16 protein-coding genes are annotated in these 17,381 nt (G+C 55.2%); 10 read left to right on the top strand and 6 right to left on the bottom strand.

From position 1 onward, the window contains the following. Nucleotides 1–32 precede the first annotated feature (32 nt). Nucleotides 33–326, top strand: coding sequence for an ArsR/SmtB family transcription factor (locus tag BCV73_RS30290; protein ID WP_076172099.1), 294 nt, complete (start codon nucleotides 33–35; stop codon nucleotides 324–326). Between the two features lie 133 nt (nucleotides 327–459). Further along, nucleotides 460–1,479, top strand: a complete 1,020-nt coding sequence (locus tag BCV73_RS30295) for an NADP-dependent oxidoreductase (RefSeq protein WP_256993049.1) — start codon at nucleotides 460–462, stop codon at nucleotides 1,477–1,479. 210 nt (nucleotides 1,480–1,689) lie between these two features. Here BCV73_RS30295 and yedF read toward each other — a convergent pair whose 3' ends face one another. Together yedF and yedE are read right to left on the bottom strand one after the other, a co-directional pair. Next, nucleotides 1,690–1,917, bottom strand: coding sequence for a sulfurtransferase-like selenium metabolism protein YedF (yedF, locus tag BCV73_RS30300; protein WP_076172096.1), 228 nt, complete (start codon nucleotides 1,915–1,917; stop codon nucleotides 1,690–1,692). Continuing rightward, entirely contained in the window at nucleotides 1,907–3,115 is a 1,209-nt protein-coding gene (gene yedE / locus BCV73_RS30305; RefSeq protein ID WP_089549602.1) for a selenium metabolism membrane protein YedE/FdhT, read from the bottom strand. Before yedE ends, yedF begins: the two co-directional genes overlap by 11 nt. Nucleotides 3,116–3,302: 187 nt before the next feature. Between yedE and BCV73_RS30310 the strand changes: the two genes are divergently transcribed. After that, complete coding sequence (locus BCV73_RS30310) at nucleotides 3,303–3,620, top strand: hypothetical protein (protein WP_373309622.1); 318 nt, start codon at nucleotides 3,303–3,305, stop codon at nucleotides 3,618–3,620. A 158-nt stretch (nucleotides 3,621–3,778) separates the two neighbouring features. Here BCV73_RS30310 and BCV73_RS30315 read toward each other — a convergent pair whose 3' ends face one another. From BCV73_RS30315 to BCV73_RS30325, 3 genes are read right to left on the bottom strand one after another with little or no spacing between them, the layout of a single operon-like run. Continuing rightward, nucleotides 3,779–4,900: a Ger(x)C family spore germination protein gene (locus BCV73_RS30315; protein ID WP_089549604.1), complete on the bottom strand. Its 1,122-nt coding sequence runs from the start codon at nucleotides 4,898–4,900 to the stop codon at nucleotides 3,779–3,781. After that, complete coding sequence (locus BCV73_RS30320) at nucleotides 4,890–5,987, bottom strand: GerAB/ArcD/ProY family transporter (protein ID WP_089549605.1); 1,098 nt, start codon at nucleotides 5,985–5,987, stop codon at nucleotides 4,890–4,892. Before BCV73_RS30320 ends, BCV73_RS30315 begins: the two co-directional genes overlap by 11 nt. A gap of 15 nt (nucleotides 5,988–6,002) precedes the next feature. Beyond that, nucleotides 6,003–7,487 carry a spore germination protein gene (locus BCV73_RS30325; RefSeq protein ID WP_084203960.1) on the bottom strand — a complete coding sequence of 495 codons (1,485 nt, stop codon included), beginning with the start codon at nucleotides 7,485–7,487 and terminating at the stop codon, nucleotides 6,003–6,005. 142 nt (nucleotides 7,488–7,629) lie between these two features. On the opposite strand from BCV73_RS30325, the gene BCV73_RS35230 reads away from it, so the two are divergent. From BCV73_RS35230 to BCV73_RS30340, 4 genes are all read left to right on the top strand, one after another. Beyond that, nucleotides 7,630–7,800 (top strand): hypothetical protein, encoded by a 171-nt coding sequence (locus BCV73_RS35230; protein WP_163882017.1) that lies wholly within the window; start codon nucleotides 7,630–7,632, stop codon nucleotides 7,798–7,800. A gap of 122 nt (nucleotides 7,801–7,922) precedes the next feature. Next, nucleotides 7,923–8,822: an ROK family protein gene (locus BCV73_RS30330; RefSeq protein ID WP_089549606.1), complete on the top strand. Its 900-nt coding sequence runs from the start codon at nucleotides 7,923–7,925 to the stop codon at nucleotides 8,820–8,822. A 211-nt stretch (nucleotides 8,823–9,033) separates the two neighbouring features. Beyond that, nucleotides 9,034–9,531, top strand: a complete 498-nt coding sequence (locus BCV73_RS30335; protein ID WP_089549607.1) for a MarR family winged helix-turn-helix transcriptional regulator — start codon at nucleotides 9,034–9,036, stop codon at nucleotides 9,529–9,531. 95 nt (nucleotides 9,532–9,626) lie between these two features. Beyond that, on the top strand, nucleotides 9,627–11,600 hold the full coding sequence (locus tag BCV73_RS30340; RefSeq protein WP_256993183.1) for an FUSC family protein: 1,974 nt from the start codon (nucleotides 9,627–9,629) through the stop codon (nucleotides 11,598–11,600). 252 nt (nucleotides 11,601–11,852) lie between these two features. On the opposite strand, the gene BCV73_RS30345 is transcribed toward BCV73_RS30340, so the two are convergent. Continuing rightward, on the bottom strand, nucleotides 11,853–12,734 hold the full coding sequence (locus BCV73_RS30345) for a LysR family transcriptional regulator (RefSeq protein WP_089549609.1): 882 nt from the start codon (nucleotides 12,732–12,734) through the stop codon (nucleotides 11,853–11,855). Nucleotides 12,735–12,908: 174 nt separating this feature from the next. Here BCV73_RS30345 and thrC point away from each other — a divergent pair, with 174 nt between their 5' ends. From thrC to bioB, 3 genes are all read left to right on the top strand, one after another. Beyond that, entirely contained in the window at nucleotides 12,909–14,141 is a 1,233-nt protein-coding gene (thrC, locus tag BCV73_RS30350; RefSeq protein WP_089549610.1) for a threonine synthase, read from the top strand. 221 nt (nucleotides 14,142–14,362) lie between these two features. Beyond that, nucleotides 14,363–15,874 carry an FAD-dependent oxidoreductase gene (locus tag BCV73_RS30355; RefSeq protein ID WP_256993050.1) on the top strand — a complete coding sequence of 504 codons (1,512 nt, stop codon included), beginning with the start codon at nucleotides 14,363–14,365 and terminating at the stop codon, nucleotides 15,872–15,874. Between the two features lie 431 nt (nucleotides 15,875–16,305). Then, nucleotides 16,306–17,319, top strand: a complete 1,014-nt coding sequence (bioB, locus tag BCV73_RS30360) for a biotin synthase BioB (protein WP_256993051.1) — start codon at nucleotides 16,306–16,308, stop codon at nucleotides 17,317–17,319. Nucleotides 17,320–17,381 lie beyond the last annotated feature (62 nt).

Genomic DNA, 17,381 nt, shown 5'->3' on the forward strand with positions numbered 1-17,381 from the left:
CTCTGCCGAAGGCAAAGGAGTAGGATAGTTGCATGACTATCAAACTAACGTCAAAAGACGATGAGAAGCGGGCCAAAATTTTCAAGGCGCTGTCGGAAGTGAAGCGGATCGAAATGATCCGGTATCTGGTTCGGCATCCGGAACACAAAACATGCGGTGAGGTCGGCGAATCGCTTGGGATGGACAAATCCAACGTGTCTTATCATCTCAAGATTTTGTATGAGGCCGATTTGATCCACATTTACCGGAGGGGCCAGAATAAATACGGGCAGCTTAGAGAGGATACGTTTAACGCATTTTTACCGGGTTTCCTGGACAGTCTATGATTGGGCGGGAAACCCCTCTTTATTCTTTATAATTTGAAAGTTTTAAAACTATCCTATTAATGCTGGATGGTTTTGAGGCCGTGTAGTCATCGCCTTTTGATCCAATTCTAAATGATGGAGATGTGAATATTGTATGGTACAACCATTGATGAACCGTTCGATTCTGTTACAATCGCGCCCGGTAGGTATGCCGGGACCCGAAAACTTTGAGTTCCGCGAAGGGAGCGTCCAGGAGCCGCAGGAAGGACAAGCCGTCATCCGCACACTGTATCTGTCGGTGGACCCTTATATGCGGGGGAGAATGAGCGACGCGAAGTCGTATGTGGAGCCGTTCAAGCTGAATGAGGTCATTTCCGGCGGGATCGTCGGCGAAGTGGTGGAATCGAAGTCCGGTGACCTGCAGCCAGGGGACAAGGTCATCGGCATGCTGGGCTGGAGGCTGTATAACACGGTCGATGCCGGCAGCGTCCGCAAGCTCGATCCGTCGATCGCGCCGTTGTCCGCTTACTTGAGTGTGCTGGGCCTGACCGGATTGACGGCCTATTTCGGTCTGCTGGATATCGGCAAGCCGAAGGCAGGGGAAACCGTCGTCGTCTCGGGAGCCGCCGGTTCCGTCGGCATGTTCGTGGGCCAGATCGCCAAGATTCAGGGCACCCGCGTCGTCGGCATCGCCGGTACGGATGAGAAATGCGAGTACCTGACCCGCGAGCTTGGCTTTGATGCAGCGGTGAACTATAAAGCCGACAATTTCCAAGAAGAGCTGGCAGCGGCATGTCCGAACGGGGTCGACGTGTATTTTGACAATGTCGGCGGCAGCGTATCGGATGCAGTCATGAACCTGCTGAACGACTATGCGCGGATTCCGCTGTGCGGCGCGATTTCGTCCTACAACAGCACGGAGGATGTGGGTCCGAGAATTCTGTCCAAGCTGATCAAGACCCGCTCAATGATCAAAGGTTTTGTGCTGAGCGATTATGCCTCCCGCCAAGCTGAGGGCATGCAGCAGCTGGGACAGTGGCTGGCCGAAGGCAAGCTGAAATACGAAGAAACGATCGTCGAGGGCTTTGACCATGTGGTCGACGCGTTCCTGCAGCTGTTCCAGGGTACGAATCTCGGTAAAATGTTAGTCAAAGTCAGTGAGCCGCAAGCCTAAAAAAGTGCGTGTCGAAAAAAACATCTTGATCTGGTATGCATTTCATACGTTATGATCAAGTCAGGGAACGGCCGGAGGCCGCTGGCGTTACTGCGGTTATCGCGGGCGTGACGGGGACTCTCTCGGCGCTGTTCCTTGTCTGTTATGTAAAAAAGGATTAGAGCGGTTATCGCTCTAATCCTTTTTTTGGTCTTCAACGTATGCCGCGGCTTACGCGCGAATATAGAACAAAAACTCCTGCCCGTTCCGGACGGGATCCTGTTCCAGCGTATACCCATGCTTCACGACTTCCTCCGGTACGTTGCGGAAGGAAGAAGGGCAGTCGGTAATGACCTGCAGCAGCTGGCCTTTCTTCAAGTCACGCAGCGTTTCGAGCGTGTAAATGACCGGATACGGGCAGGATTCTCCGCGGAGATCGAGCGTAAAATCAATGGACATGTTTTGTTTCCCCTTTCTTAAAGCCGATGCCAAACCGGTAGTTTTTTTGCCAGTACACAGCGATACCAAAGCCGACCGCCAGCAAAGCCAGCGTCAGAATGATCGCACCGGTCGGTCCCATTGCCGTAATAAGGTTGATCGGTTTGCCTGGCTTCACGATGGCATTGAAAATGCCGAGGTGGTCCCAGGCGTATGCCAAAGCGGTGGCTCCCGCAATGTTGCCGATGAATACAGGCAGGAATACCACCTGGCCTTCCATCAGACGGTACATCATGCCGGTTTCGCAGCCGCCGGCCATGACGATGCCGATGCCGAACAGGATGCCGCCGATCAGCGTGCTCGGCGCGGCGATCTTCGTAATCGGATCCATTCCGTTTACGAGAATAATGATCAGCGTGGCGACGGAGCTGACGGCCATTCCGACGAAGATCGCCTTCGTCATGGCTGCCCGTCCGCTGATCCAGAGATCGCGGAATGCGGACGTAAAGCAAATCTGTCCCCGCTCAATCAGAATGCCGAAGGCGGCCCCGAACAAAGCGGCCGTGCCCAGCATCGTTTTGCCTGCCGCATAAAAATAGACGATCAGAGCCGCATACGCGAGCGCCAGAACGGCACCGACGTAGGGCTGGATCTTCTTGCGGGCCGCGGAAGGCGCGGCGGCATTACCCTTCAGAAGGGTGGGCTTGCCCTTCCACCAGGAGGTATTCACCAGCTTGGTCCCGAGGTATGTACCGATTGCGGTAGCGGCAATAAAAATCCAGGAGTGAAGGGAAAACTGCGGCACGCCCGTGAAAAAGGCCGCCAGATTGCAGCCGAGGGCAAGCCGTGCCCCGAAGCCGGCGACAAAACCTCCGGCCAGCCCCTGAAGCAGCCGGCGTTTCTGCCGCGGCACCCTGATTTTGAAGCTGTTGCTGAGCAGAATCATGATCAGCGCGCCGATGAACATGCCCCAGACGATCCATCCGTCGGTCCGGGTGAACGTGGTTCCGTTCATATGGATCAGCTGAAAGTAAGCCCAGTCCGAAATATCCACGCCGCTCCATTCCAGAAGATGTCCGCCCAGACGGGTAAACTCCCCGGTGACGGCCCAGACCGTGCCGGTGATACCAAAATATACGGCGCTTAAAATACCGGCCAGCGCCATGGCCAAATAAGGGCTCCAGTAGCGGTTAAACACTTTGTCGTACACCTGCTTCATTCTCGTCCAACATTTCCTTTCCGAACAGTCCCGATGTAGGGAGCTGTTGAATTCATCATTTGGCTCTCCCAATGGTTTCCTTGCATTCCATAGGGATGCCATTCTATTCTACAACAACGGGCCGAAATGAGAAGAGGGTTTTTCGCGCCGGGCGTTGCCCATGGAGATCGGAGGAAGTTGTGGTACAATGGCTCTAGTCAAACAAAGATTGGAGATGATTTCGCCCATGAACAAGCCGCTCAAACAACAAGAGCTGATTTCATATATTGCCGAGGAAACCCAAGCCGACAGGGACAGCATTACGCTCGTCCTGAAGCATGAGGAAGCCTATATTAACAACGCCAAGGCCGATGTGAAAGGCGAGGTGGAGATCGACATGGATGATTTGGTCGATTACGTGCTGAGCCGCCGCGATATCAAGCTGGACGAGATGACCGTGGAAGCTATTCTGGAGGCGGAAATGGATTTCTTGATGGACCAGGGATTGGCCAGTTACGAGGACTAGGCAGCCGGACCAAGCAGACAGACGGAAAAAACCGCACCGAGCGTTTAAACTGCATCCTCAGTGGTAGATTGTCTCTACACTGGAGGTGCAGTTTCGTTCGGGCGGTTTTTTTGATTCGTTCTCACAAATTCGATAAAAGCACTGCGGAACCAGCCGCATTAGTGCAGCATTTTGCCGTAATCCCGGATTTTGACGTCGACGTGCACGCTGATATCCGCCTTGGAAAATACCTCTTCCCACTTCAGCTGCTTCCATACGCTGTGGGGAATCGAGTTACGGACATACTGTCCGATACCCATCGGGTCGGATTTTACCTCCTGCATGTGGTCGATCAGCTTCTGGCACTTCCGGTTAATGGTTTTTTCCAGCTCCGCTTCCAGCTTTCGCTGATCGGTCCGCTTCTTCATGTCGAGCGCTCCAATATATTCCAGCAGCGAGCCCGACAGCCTGATATGGAGGGCGACCTGAATCGGCCTGCCCTCGCGGATGTCGCGGGTCGAGAGCACCTTGATCCTCCGCTTGCTGGACAGGTACTCCAGCGTCGCCTGCTCATCCGCGTTCCGATCCGTTTGAATGCCGACGTTTAAATCGCCGGCACGGACCCCGTGATGGAGCAGGGCGAAGAACATCCGGTCATCCGCGTTGATTTTCCCGACATATTGATCGTTTTTGAACAGGGCGATGCCGTCAACAGAAAGAGACTCCTTCTCTTCCTTTAAGATCGTGGCGACCGGGTCAATGCCGTCGTCATAGTAATCTCTTGTGAATGTATATAAGGTGGTATCCGGAATTTCACCGGACTTAGCTTCGGTACGGATCAGCGTATCGAGATATTCTCCGGCGGTCGGGCCTTGGGGATAGTCGTTCCGGATCAGGATGTGATGCGGGTCGGATTCCGCCACGATAATATGCAGGCGCGAGCCGATGGACGGGTCCCGGGTCAGTGTGTCCATATTGCTCCAAACGCCTCTTCTTGCCAGCCTCTCGCCGAAAACGACCTGCCGCAGCTGCCCGTTGACCAAGCGGCGGTTGTTCTGCCGGTCAAAGATCATTTTGGCCTTCTTTCCTGATTCCGCCATGGTAGAATAGACAATCGCATCCTCGTGGTTGGACTTCGGGATGCTGACGGTTACCCTTAATTTGGTGTTTTCTCCTTCCCCGGATAAGTCATAAGCAATCGTCCGGACGAAACCCGCCCTTTCGATAATATGCTGGTCGGTGCATCCCGTGAGCAGCATAACGGCAGTCAGCGTCATCAGCAGGCGCTTGTTAATGCTCATGGCTGTTCATCCTTTCCCGAAGCTTTTGAAACAGGAGCACCAGGATCAGCAGCATAGGCAGGATAAAGGCAACGCCGATCTCCGTGAATAGCACACGCCGGAGCTGATATTCCGATTGGGACAAGTACTTGGAATAAAACCCGACGATAAATACCCCGAGCACGATCAAAAACTCGAGGCGTTTGGGGCGGGTCTTGGGAAAGATCCGCTTGACCATGGACAGGGACGCGAACGAAAACATCGTGGTCGAAATCAGATTGCCGAATACGAAAATGACAAACACCAGGTTTTCCACCCGGTTAATAAACGGCATCTCAATAAAATCCAGCATATCGATGATCGGGTACAGCAGGGACTGAAGCTGCTGGAAGCTGAAGAAGCCAAACGCCGTCAGCAGGACGATCACCTGAGCCAGTGCAGTCAGCAGATGACCGTACAGAACGCCCTTGAACAATTTGCTCTTTTTGTTGACATAAGGGAATAGAAAGATGCACAGCTCATAGCCAATAAAGGACGTATACACCTCGGCCCAATTGTGAAGAACCTGCCCCCCGGCAGGATCCTCAAAAAAATAAGACGTGAGGCGGACCAGCTTCCACTCGCGCGCCTGGTAGGATGTCAGCAATAAGGTCCACCAAGTCATAAATGCAAACACCGTGGCTGCTTTGCTGATGCTGTAAACAGGCTTGATGAGCAGGAAATACACCATAATACAGAACAGCAAAAAGATAAACGTTACACTGGATGTCTGGAACGAAATCATCTGGAAGATCAGAAAGAAGTTTTTTCCGACAAAGGAAGCGATCATGATATAAAAGACGGCCAATCCTGCATATACCGGGTAGAGAATCCATTTGGACAGGGATTTCTCCAGAATGTCGAACATGGACCGTCCCTTCCCCATGCGATAGACGACCCAATACAGCAAAATATTGCCGGTGGATACCAAGGCAAGAACGATGTATCCCACCCAGCCGTTGGTTCCCATGTTCTCCGCTACCAGCCGCGGCAGGGCGAACAGGACGATGTTGTTCTCGATCATATAGATCAAGGTCGCAATATGAAAAGCGCTTAATTTTTCGTTCACAGTCCATCACCGCCGCTATTTCCGCATTTTATTGATTTTTTTGTTGGGTGTTTTCACTATCGTCGGCCGGCTGCGCAAAGCCCAAAACGGCCCCCGGATATAAGTGTCCAGCATGTCCTTAAAGTTGATTGGGGCCAGGGGCGTGAGATAAGAGGTCCCCATATTCGTGACCCCCGCCAAATGGATCACGACCATGCCGATGGCCATTAGCAGACCAAGATTCCCCAGAATACCGGCCATGATGATCAGCCCGAACCGGATGAGACGAATCGATGCACTCATGATGTAACTCGGGATGACGAAGGAAGCGATCGCTGATGTCGCGACGGCAATGATCAGGATGTTGCTCGTAAACCCGGCCTGAACTGCAGCCTGACCGATGACAATACCGCCGACGATGCCGATGGTCTGTCCGACCTTCGTCGGCAGCCGGGCGCCGGCTTCTCGCAGCAGCTCGATCGTCGTTTCCATAAGCAGTGCTTCGAGCAGCGGGGGAAACGGGACCTTGGCCCGGGACTCCGTCAAGTTGAGCAGCATCGTGTGCGGGATCATTTCATAATGGTAGGTTGTGACAGATACGTAGAAGGCGGTAAAGGAAATCGTAATCAGGAAGCCGATCAACCGCAAAAAGCGCAGTGCGGTGCCGATCAGCCATCGCTGGTAGTAGTCGTCCGGCGATGAGAAGAAATCGAAGAAGGCGGTCGGGCAGGTAAAGCCCGACGGACTGCCATCCACAAATCCGGCGACCCGCCCGGCGACCAGCTTGGACACGATGGCATCCGGACGCTCGGTCGTCATAAATTGCGGAAAGATGGAGTTGGGATTCTCATCGATAAACTGTATCAGCATATTGGAATCGGTAACGGCGTTATATTCAATCCTTTGGATCCGCCTGATCAGCTCGTCGACAATTTCCTGATTGGCGAGCCCTTCTATATAAGCGATGACGACGACGTTTTTGGCAACCTCCCCGACCTCCAGCTTAATGAACTTTAAATGGGAGCTCTTCAGCCTTTGGCGCAGGACACCGAGGTTCTGTCCAATATTCTCCACAAAGCCGTCATGGGGACCGGAGATGACCGTTTCGGTCTCGGATTGATCGATGCTGCGGCCGGGCGGTTTGGCGATATCGACCAAATAAGTGCTGCCTCGGAAGAAAACAGCTGCCTTGCCGTTTAGAATGCCTTTGATGCACTCTTTGCTGTCTACGACGACGACATATTGGGAACGGCTAAGGACGGTTTTGACTTGTTCTTCGTCCGCATCGGTAAAGGGCTGAATGATTTCCTGCAGCAGCTGGTCATTGCCGACGAGAAAAGCCAAATAAATAACATCCACTTTGCAATGCGGGTAGGTTCGGTGTATAAAATCCATCGAATTTTCGAACTGCCGGATCGTGTGCTCCAGCGAAGGATGCTCATTTTTTTCCGGCTCTTTGACGGTCGTTTTCTCTTGTTCCCCGGCTACAAAAAAATGCTTAATTTTTGCAAATATGTCCATAAATCACACCTCGTGGGTATTCTATCCAATCGTGGTACAGTTATACGCGACCAGGTGCAGGCGGCAGAGGTTGCTGTTTGATCACAGAACAGAGGGGTAGTGTATGAAGTAGGGGATAAACTTCAAAGGAGGCGGGCCGGGGATGAAAGATTACCGGGAACTATATATTCGGGGGATACTGGATATAGCGGAGGAGCATGGGCTGGATTATACGAGGGAGAAGCTGGAACCCATGACTGAAGACGAGCTGATTGCGCTCCGGGACCGGCTGAGAATGAAGTACGAGAATATCCATTTCAAGCGGTACTGTTGATGTGGTGCAGGTACGATTGTAGCACTGAAATATTTCTCCTTTTATAAACATATTTATGGAGAAAATATCTGAAAATTGCTATAATGGAGGCATCTGAGCAGAACCGAAAGGATGTGCGATACATGAAAGCAATTGGCCTGGATATTGGGGGAACTTCCATCAAGGGCATGGTGCTCGATAGGAACGGACAGGTGCTCGACCTCGGTAAAATCGCGACCGATGCGAAGCAGGGGAAAGACCGGATTATGGCCAACATGCATTCGCTTCTGCGTGAGCTGCTGGAAAGAAACGGCGATGTGACCGGCATCGGTATCGGCACCGCCGGCCGGGTCGACGTCCATGCCGGAAGGATTGTGTATGCGACCGACAATTTGCCGGGCTGGCAGGGAACGGAGCTGAAGGCGATCTTGGAGCAGGCATACGGCCGGCCGGTCTTTGTCGATAACGACGCCAACACAGCCCTCGTCGGAGAGGCTTGGCTGGGAGCGGGCAAGGGGATTCCCGATATCACCATGCTTACCCTGGGCACTGGCGTAGGCGGGGCAAATATGGTGGGCACGGAACTGTTCAGGGGGGCTGGCTGGAACGGCGGAGAATGGGGACATACCATTCTCATACCCGGGGGCCGGCCATGCAACTGCGGCCAGCGGGGCTGCGTGGAGCAATATCTGTCTGGGACGGCGCTGGTTTCCCTTGCTGCAGAGGCTGCAGGCGTATCCTATCCGTCAGGGGTTGAGGTGCTGGAGGACTTTAAGCGAGGGCTTCCGGCTGTTGTGAAGGTTGTCAACGAATACGTCGGAAATTTAGGTGTGCTGCTGCACAATATCCATATCGGCCTCAACCCCGGTGTGATCGTTATTGGCGGAGGCTTGACCGATTCACGGGAAATCTGGTGGCCGCTGCTTGATGAATGTCTCTCCAGCTTAAGTCCGGGGATCGATGTCCGCCCGGCGCAGCTCGGCAACCAGGCGGGAGCGATCGGGGCGGCCAGGCTGATTTTGAACCAGCTGGAAAGAGAATAGAAATACAAAGCATGGCAGTCATTCGGGTAGAATGGCTGCTTTTTGGCGTATGGCGTTCATTTTTTTGAAAAACCGGATGTATCCCCTTACACCTGTACTGCGCATGATGTAGCGGAAGGGAAGCGATTGGATAAATAGTTTGTATATTAATTATATGTTTGCAAATATTATTTACAAAAAACATCTTTGGCTGTAAAGTGAAAAGAAGAACATGCACAAGAGAAGGGACGATCCGGCCGTGAACAAGGGAGACTACGAGGATCTGTACGGACAATTTGTTTCCAGAACCAGCCGCGCGCTGAACCGGTACATGGCGGTACATTTAAAGGATGACGATATTACCCCGGAACAATGGACGGTCATTAAGCGGCTCAGTGAGCAGGACGGCATTACCCAGAAGGATCTCGCATGGATTGCCGATAAAGACCAGGCAAACCTGACGAAAATTCTCGACATCCTGGAACGTAAGCATCTCGTGCGCCGCAGCCGAAATGAAGAGGACCGGCGGTCGTTCTTGATCTATATCACGGAAGAGGGCCGGCAGCTGCATATGGAGTTGGTCGGGCGGATCAACCGGCTGTACCGGGAAGAGGTGCTCGCCGGTATTCCGGAGGCGGAGCTGGCCCTGTTCAGCGGGATGCTGAAGCGGATCAACCGGAATATCGGAGCGAGCGGTCCGTTCGTTGATGAATATGAGGCTGAGCAGTGATGAAAAGGGATAGATGAAAAGGTAGAACGTACCGCATGGAATGGGTGCGAATAAATATGGAATCTAAGAGAAAGAGATGATGCGAATTGAATACGATGCATACTTATCCGGGGGTACGGGCGGTTCACAAGGGCCCGGCTCCCGGAACCGTCCGGGACGCGTTCCGCATCCGGCGGATGCCGCTGCAGTGGTTCCGGGGGATCGGCTCGGCCGTTGCAGCAGGGGTTCCTACGCTGATCGGCGCGCTGACCGGGCATCTCGATTACGGGCTGTGCGCCTCGATCGGGGGCTTTGCTTTCCTGTACGTGGGCAGCGAAACGTACCGGCAGCGGGCGATCAAGCTTGCCTGTGTGGCCCTGGGCCTGTCGCTTACCTTTGGTCTTGGGTCGCTCTCAGCGGCAACCCCGTGGCTGATGGTGCTGCTGTTTGGCTTGATCGGTGCCCTTGCCGTATTCGGCTTTGGCGCATTTCAAATGGCCGGACCGTCGGCCATGTTCTTCATTCTGACCTTCTCGGTCGGAACGAGTCTGCCGTACGATCTTCACGCCCTGCCGCTGCGAACCCTGCTCGTGCTGACCGGCGGAGCCTTTGCCTGGATGGTGGGAATGAGCGGTTGGCTGCTTCGCCCTCATGGGCCGGAGACCAAAGCGGTCGCCGGGGCTTACCGGAGCCTGGCCGCCTTTGTGGATGCGATCGGAACCGATTTGTACCCGGAGAAAAGATACCAGGCGGCCGTTCAGCTTCGAGCAGCCGACGCGGCCGTGTCCGGCGGGGAGCTGCGCTGGCGCCGAAATTACGGGCCGACGCTGCGGCTGATGGCATTGACCCGGAAGGCCAATGAGATGTTTATGGCGGCCGTCGAAATCTCGCTGGACCGCCAGGCGGCGAAGGTGCCGGAAGGGACGGCGGTGTCCCTTCTCTCGATTGCGGATCGCTTGCAGCATCCGCAGCAGGAGATGCTGCAGCCCAAGGCGGCTGCGGACATCCCGAACGGGCATGTCCGGCGCTTGTCCGGGCTGCTGAACGAGGCGGCCGCCATCTGCCTGGGGGAAGATGCAGGCCGCGGGACGGCGGAGGAAGGGACCCTTCCTCCCTCTTTTTCGCTGCGCCGTCTCTTGTCCGGCGCTCTGAATCCGCACTCGGCGCTGCTCCATACCTCGCTTCGGTACGGCATCATGATTGCCGTCGCTGCTGCGGTCGCCTACTCGCTGGATTTGAACCGGTCCTACTGGGTGCCGCTTTCTTGCACGGCGGTGATGCTCGGTACAACGGTGCTCGGCACGGCTCACCGGGCCATCCAGCGGACGGCGGGCACCGTCGTCGGGCTGTTCCTCGGCGCCTTCATCCTGTCGCTGCGGCCCGAGGGCATTTATATCGCGCTGATCATGGCTGTTCTTCAATTTATTATCGAACTGATTTACTTGCGCAATTACGCCCTGGCCGTCATCTTCATCACGCCAAGCTCCCTGCTGATCGCGGAGAGCAGCCATCCGGATATGGCGGTAAGCTTCTTCATCTCGGCCCGGTTGACCGATATTCTGATCGGGAGCGCCATCGGCATCATTGGCATGCTTCTCCTCTGGAGACGCGCTTCTTCCAGCAAGCTGCCGCGGGCGCTTGCAGGCGTCATCCGGATGGAAGGCAAATTGCTGGAGAGCATCCTGTCCTCCTCCCCCTCTGGCAGGGTTACGGCATGGACGAACGAGCTGGAGACTGCGCTTATCCGGCTGCGCCTGCTGTATGACGGTGCACTGGCCGAGTCGGTGGGCCGGCGGAATCAGGCCAGTTCCTGGTGGCCTGCGCTGGATGCGGTGCAGCACATCGGTTATGTGCTGATTACAGCGGCCGGGAACGCCCAGAGCCATGCCGCACCGGATGAAGCGTCGTCGGACTGCAGCCTGTTCTTTGAACAGATGGCCCAGGCCGCCGAGCAGCAGCTCTCGTCTGAGCCGGCGAACATCCCGGCGCTCAGCTCCATCCCTGTGCTGCAGCATGAACTGGCCGGGCTTCATGAAGCGCTGCAGATCCGGGACCGCACGGCGCAGTCCCCTGCCATCAAATCATCATAATCTACCCTCTTCGGTAAGCCGTATGGACACTATGTCCCGCGGTTTGCCTTTTCTTTTCTTATTTCATCTCACATCACCTTATCTCATCTCATCTCATCCCAACTCATCCCAAGCCATCCCATCTCATCCCATCTCATCTTTTCTCTTCTCTTCTACCTTTAACATTAACCTTCAGCCTTTACCGCCACCACCAGCCGTTCTTCGACAAATCCTCCTATAGTTGTACTGAAAAAGACTACGCTTTTCGACAAGTTATGACTTGGCCAAAATCATATCAATGAACCGCTGTGCAGGGGGAGAGGCCTCCTCCTTCCGGGTGTAGATGGAGACCGGATTCGTCATATGCACGCCGTCGATTTCCACCCGGGAAATGACGCCTGCCGCGATATGTTCGCGGGTCTCCAGCAGCGACAGAAAGGCCGCGCCGTAACCCTCCATCACGACGCGCAGCGTTTCGTTCAGACCGTTCATCTGCAGCCCGACCGGCGGGGCGGGCAGATGGCGGGCGGAGCATAGAGCGATCAGCTGCTCTCTGCCGAAACTGCCCTCCTCGCGGTAGATGAACGGCTCCTGCAGCATCTCTTCCAGGGTGACCCGGGCGCCGGCCAGAGGATGCCCCTTATGAACGATAAAGCACATTTCGTCCTCATACCAAGGGGTGCGCAGCAGAAGCGGATGGTCCAGCCGGATGCCGCCGATAAAGGCGATCTCCGTGCGGTAATGCAGCAGCAGATCGGCGGCCTGGCTGGAATTGGCGGTGCTGAGCTCGACGCCGACGCCGGGATAAGCGCGTTTGTAGTGGGCAATCCACTTGGGGAGCAGGAAGTTGGCCGGAAGATAGGTGGCCGCCAGGTGAAGCTTGCCGGCGCTGCCCGCTTTCAGCTGCTCCAGGGTCTCCTCGATATGCCCTTCCAGCTCGAACAGCCGCCGGGCTTCGGCAGCCAGATGCCTTCCGGCCTCTGTCAGCATGACGCCCCGCCCCTGGGGGATCAGCAGGCGGAGGCCGATTTCGCGTTCCAGCTTTTTGATTTGGGCCGTCACGGCGGGCTGGCTGAGATGCAGAGCCTCGGCTGCGAGAGTTACGCTTCCGAGGGAAGCGGCTTGGTAAAAGAGGCGAAGCGCGTGCAGGTTCATGGGAGTTCTCCTTTACATAGGGATAGGGATTCAGATCAATTCATAATTGAAATTTATGTTTTATGAAAAACAATATATTAGATTTATACCGTAACAGAGCATATTCTAAGCTTAAATTACAGGCGGGTGCAACCATTTGAGGAAGCACAACGTCAAAATAGGAGGAATTTGTCAATGAGGCTGAAATGCGTGGATTGCGGAAGCCGCTGTCCCCTGGAGCCGTTTCAGGTTCGATGCGGGTGCGGCGGGCTGCTGGAAGTGGAGCAGGATCTGGCGATGGTCGATGCCGAGCTTCTGAAGCGGCGGTTTCAGGAGCGCCTGTCCGAACGGATGGGGGTCTATGCCAGCGGCGTATGGCGGTATAAAGAATTAATTTTTCCGGAACTTCCGGACGAATATATTGTTACTAAATATGAAGGCAATACCGGAATGTACGCTCCGGAGCCGATTCGCGAAACGCTGGGAATCCGCGGGCTGTACTTCAAAGCGCAGAGCGAGAATCCGAGCGGCTCATTCAAAGATAACGGGATGACCGTGGCCGTGTCGCATGGTCGTTCTCAGGGGTACTCCGCATTTGCGTGCACCTCGACGGGCAATACCTCCTCTTCACTCGCCATGTATGCAGCCATGGGAAGGAGCCGGGCGTATGTATTCGTCCCCAATCGGAAGGTATCCGCGAACAAGGTGCTGCAGACTCAGGCTTACGGCGCCCGGGTTCTCAGCTTTGACGGCACGTATGATGACGGAATCCGCTTCTTGGAGAGGCGGGGCGATGAGTTGGGGTTGTACGTCTGCAACTCGGTGAACCCGCTGCGGATCGAGGGTCAGAAGAGCATTATTTATGAAATCGCCCAGACGCTCGGCTGGAGTCTGCCGGACTGGATCATCATTCCCGGTGGCGCGCTCAGCAACGTATCTGCACTTGGCAAAGGGCTGGCCGATTTGAAAAGCCTCGGGTTCATCCCGTCGGTGCCGCGGATCGCGCTGATCCAGGCGGAGGGGGCCAGTCCCTTCCACCGCATGATGGCTTCGGGAAGCCCGGTGCTGACGCCGGAACCCCGGCCGGATACGCTGGCCTCGGCACTGAACATCGGCAACCCGCCGAGCTGGAAAAAAGCGCGCAGCGTGCTGGAGATGAGCAGCGGCGTAACCTGCTCCGTCACTGATGCGGAAATTCTCGCCGCCAAGGCGCAGATCGACCGGAACGGGATCGGATGCGAGCCGGCATCGGCGGCGACACTCGCCGGATTGCAGAAGCTGGTCGCTGAGAAGACGATTACCAAGGATGAGACGGCGGTCTGCATTTTGACGGGAAACCTTCTGAAGGATACCGATGTGCTGAGGGGAAGTTTTCAGGACATTCCGGTTGACTTGTCGGGTTCGGACTGGGAGGCGCTGCTCCGGTAAACTTAAGCCGCGTCTCCTGAATCCGGCGGAGGGTGACTGAGGAAATGACCGCAAACATACGGGGAGCGTTTTCGGGGCATCTTTTATGGAAAGGTTCGCCTGCTCTGACGTTGCCTTCTAATATCCGTCACGGGTTAATGATAACCAAGACGCTGTGACACCCGCATGATTAGACGTTTTCCAGACACGATTACAAAGGGATAAGGGGCGCATGCTTTTTCATGATCAATAAGAGGAAATTCGTATATTTCGTCCTTGTTCCACTCCTGCTTATAGGGCTGGTTATTTCATTGACGCCGGCTTCCCTGTTCCATGAGGCCGCGACGGCTCAGGTGGATGCTCCCGTAAAGACGGGGGGCACAGCGGGAACGCAGGGCAAGCAAGCGCAGGGCATGCACACACAGAGCAAGTATTACGACGTCGTCGTCATCGGCAGTGAAATACAGGGCGTGCTGCTGGCCCGGGAAGCGCAAAAGCAGGGGCTGAGCGTTCTGATTCTCGATCCGCGGAGCAAGCCGGGCGGCGAGCTGATTCAGGGGCAGATGATCTTTCTGGACGAGCCGCATGACGCCAAGAAACGGAGCCTGGTCCAGGGCGAGATCAAAGCCTTGTTTGACGGCTACAACAGCGGGAAGATCCGGAAGGCAGCCGATTTTAACCGGTACTATAACCGGCTGATCAAGGGAATTCCGGTCCAAAGCGGAATCACGGTCAAGTCCGTCACGGCTGCGGCTTCCGGCGGCAGCAAAAAGCTGCTGAAATCCTTGACGTACCGGGATCCTCAAGGCAGCGTCGTTACGGTAGAGGCGGGCTATTGGGTGGAAAATACGGACTTTAATGCCCTGACCGGCAAGCTGAATGCGAAGCGGATTCCCGGGATGGAGCGCATTTCAAAGGTCGGCCATCCCGACTACATGGCGGCCACGATGATGCTGAAGTTCAAGCATGTGAACTGGAGCAAGCTCCACCAGGCCGTGCTGGACGACTACCCGTTGACCAACGTCCGGGATAAGTACGGCGGAAATACGTATGTCGATTGGGATTTTGCCACTGGGTTCAGCAACATAACGCTCAAATACAAGCCGCGCGATCCGCAGCTGCTGCTGAGAGGAATGAACACCTCTTACCAGAAGGGCGGCGAAGCCATTATGAACTCCCTTCTGATCTTCGACGTCAATCCTTCCGATCCGAAGTCGGTGCAGTCCGCCCTGGATAAAGCAAAGGCAGAGGCTCCGTTCATCCTGCAATTTTTGAGGAAGAACATCCCGGGATTCGACCGGGCCGAGCTGAACGGCTTTCCGGATTATTTGTATATCCGCGACTATAACCGGTTCGAAACAGATTATATTTTGACCTTCTCGGACGTCATGAACAGCCGGATGTTCTGGGATAACGTCAGCATTGGCGGTTATGCGCTGGATCTGCAGGGAACCCGGACGGTGCCGAAGGGCATCCATCTCGGTCAGCCGGACCGCTATGGCATTCCGCTGCGCTCTTTTGAACTGAAGGGCTATGACAACGTCCTGGTGACCGGCAAAAATATCGGGGCGTCCATCGAAGCCTACGGCAGTGCGCGTATCATGCCGAACACCGCCCTGGCGGCGCAGACCATCGGCATTATTTTGGGCAGGGAGCTGAAGCAGGGCAAGCGCCTGCACGACCTGAACCAGGAAGACTTCAAACGGATTCATCAGTACTTGAAAAAGGAATACCATATTAAAGTAGACGGATAAGGAACGCGTTAAGAGATTTATGCGCTGTCCCTCGTTCCGGGCGTTCTAGTACCATTCAACCGTTACCAGCTGCGGTAATATGGATCTGGATCATCAGTGTGTCAGAAAAGGCAGGGAGCTAAAGCTCCCTGCCTTTTTGCGTCGTTCGTGAAAGCATCCCTTCAGGAACCGGTGCCGCTTGGAGAACAACAGCGTCTAGCCGCTGCCTTTGGTAGGTGCGGTAGAGTCGCCTGCAGGGGAGATGCAAAACCAGAGGCAGCGCATTGCCTTTTTCGCGCATTTACAGCGGATGATGGATCTGCTAGAATAGCGGTAAATTAATTGTCAACCAACACAACGCTTTTTTGGTTGACAATTAACGAGTAGCAAATAGACCGATGTAACGACATAACGAATACCGAAAATATAACAGTTCGAAGGGATGATAACCTATGCAGAAGGAAATGGTTCTGGGAAGCCCGGTACGGCAGGACTGGCAGGCATTGGCCGACAAGGCGCTGAATGGGCAGCGGCTTACCATGGAAGAAGGACTGGCAGTTTTAAGCGCACCGAACGAAGAGATTCTGGGACTGATGCAGGCTGCTTTTACGGTAAGAAAACATTACTACGGCCTGAAGGTGAAGCTCAACATGATCTTAAACGCCAAGAGCGGGCTGTGTCCCGAGGACTGCGGCTACTGCTCCCAATCCATCGTATCTACGGCGCCGATCGAGAAGTACAGCCTGTTGGATAAAGAGACGGTGCTTGCCGGAGCCCGGGAGGCTCTTGCGCGTAAAGCGGGTACATACTGCATCGTGGCCTCCGGTCGTGGGCCGACGCCGAGGGAACTGGATCAAGTGGTGGAGGCGGTTCAGGAAATCCGGGAGACAATGCCGCTTAAAATTTGTGCCTGCCTTGGGCTGCTAAAGGATGGGCAGGCCGAGAAACTGGCTGAAGCAGGGGTGCATCGGTATAACCACAATCTCAACACGAGCCAAGCAAATTATAGCCGCATTACCACAACGCACACCTATGACGACCGGGTGGACACAGTGCAGAAGGCCAAAGCCTCCGGCATGTCCCCCTGCTCCGGGGTCATTATCGGCATGGGCGAAAGTGACGAAGATATCGTCGGCATGGCCTATGCCTTGCGGGAACTGGACGCCGATTCGATCCCGGTTAACTTTTTGAACGCGATTCCGGGGACGCCTTTGGAGCAGGCCGGACGTACGCCCGCGCTGAGGGCGCTGAAGGTGCTGGCTTTGTTCCGCCTCGTGTGCCCTTCCAAGGAAATTCGCGTGGCCGGCGGCCGCGAGCTGAACCTCCGTTCCCTGCAGCCGCTCGCACTCTACGCAGCCAACTCGGTGTTCGTGGGCGACTACTTGACGACCGAAGGGCAGGACGTGCTTGCGGACCATGCGATGATCGAGGATCTCGGCTTTGAGCTCGAGGAGCGGGCGGTCTAGCTGAGGATACGGAGCCGCAGGGGAAGGCTGCGGGCAGGTGCTGCTATTTTATCTGTTCGAGG

Source organism: Paenibacillus sp. SSG-1, from assembly GCF_002224835.1.
Taxonomy (GTDB): domain Bacteria; phylum Bacillota; class Bacilli; order Paenibacillales; family Paenibacillaceae; genus Paenibacillus_AQ; species Paenibacillus_AQ favisporus.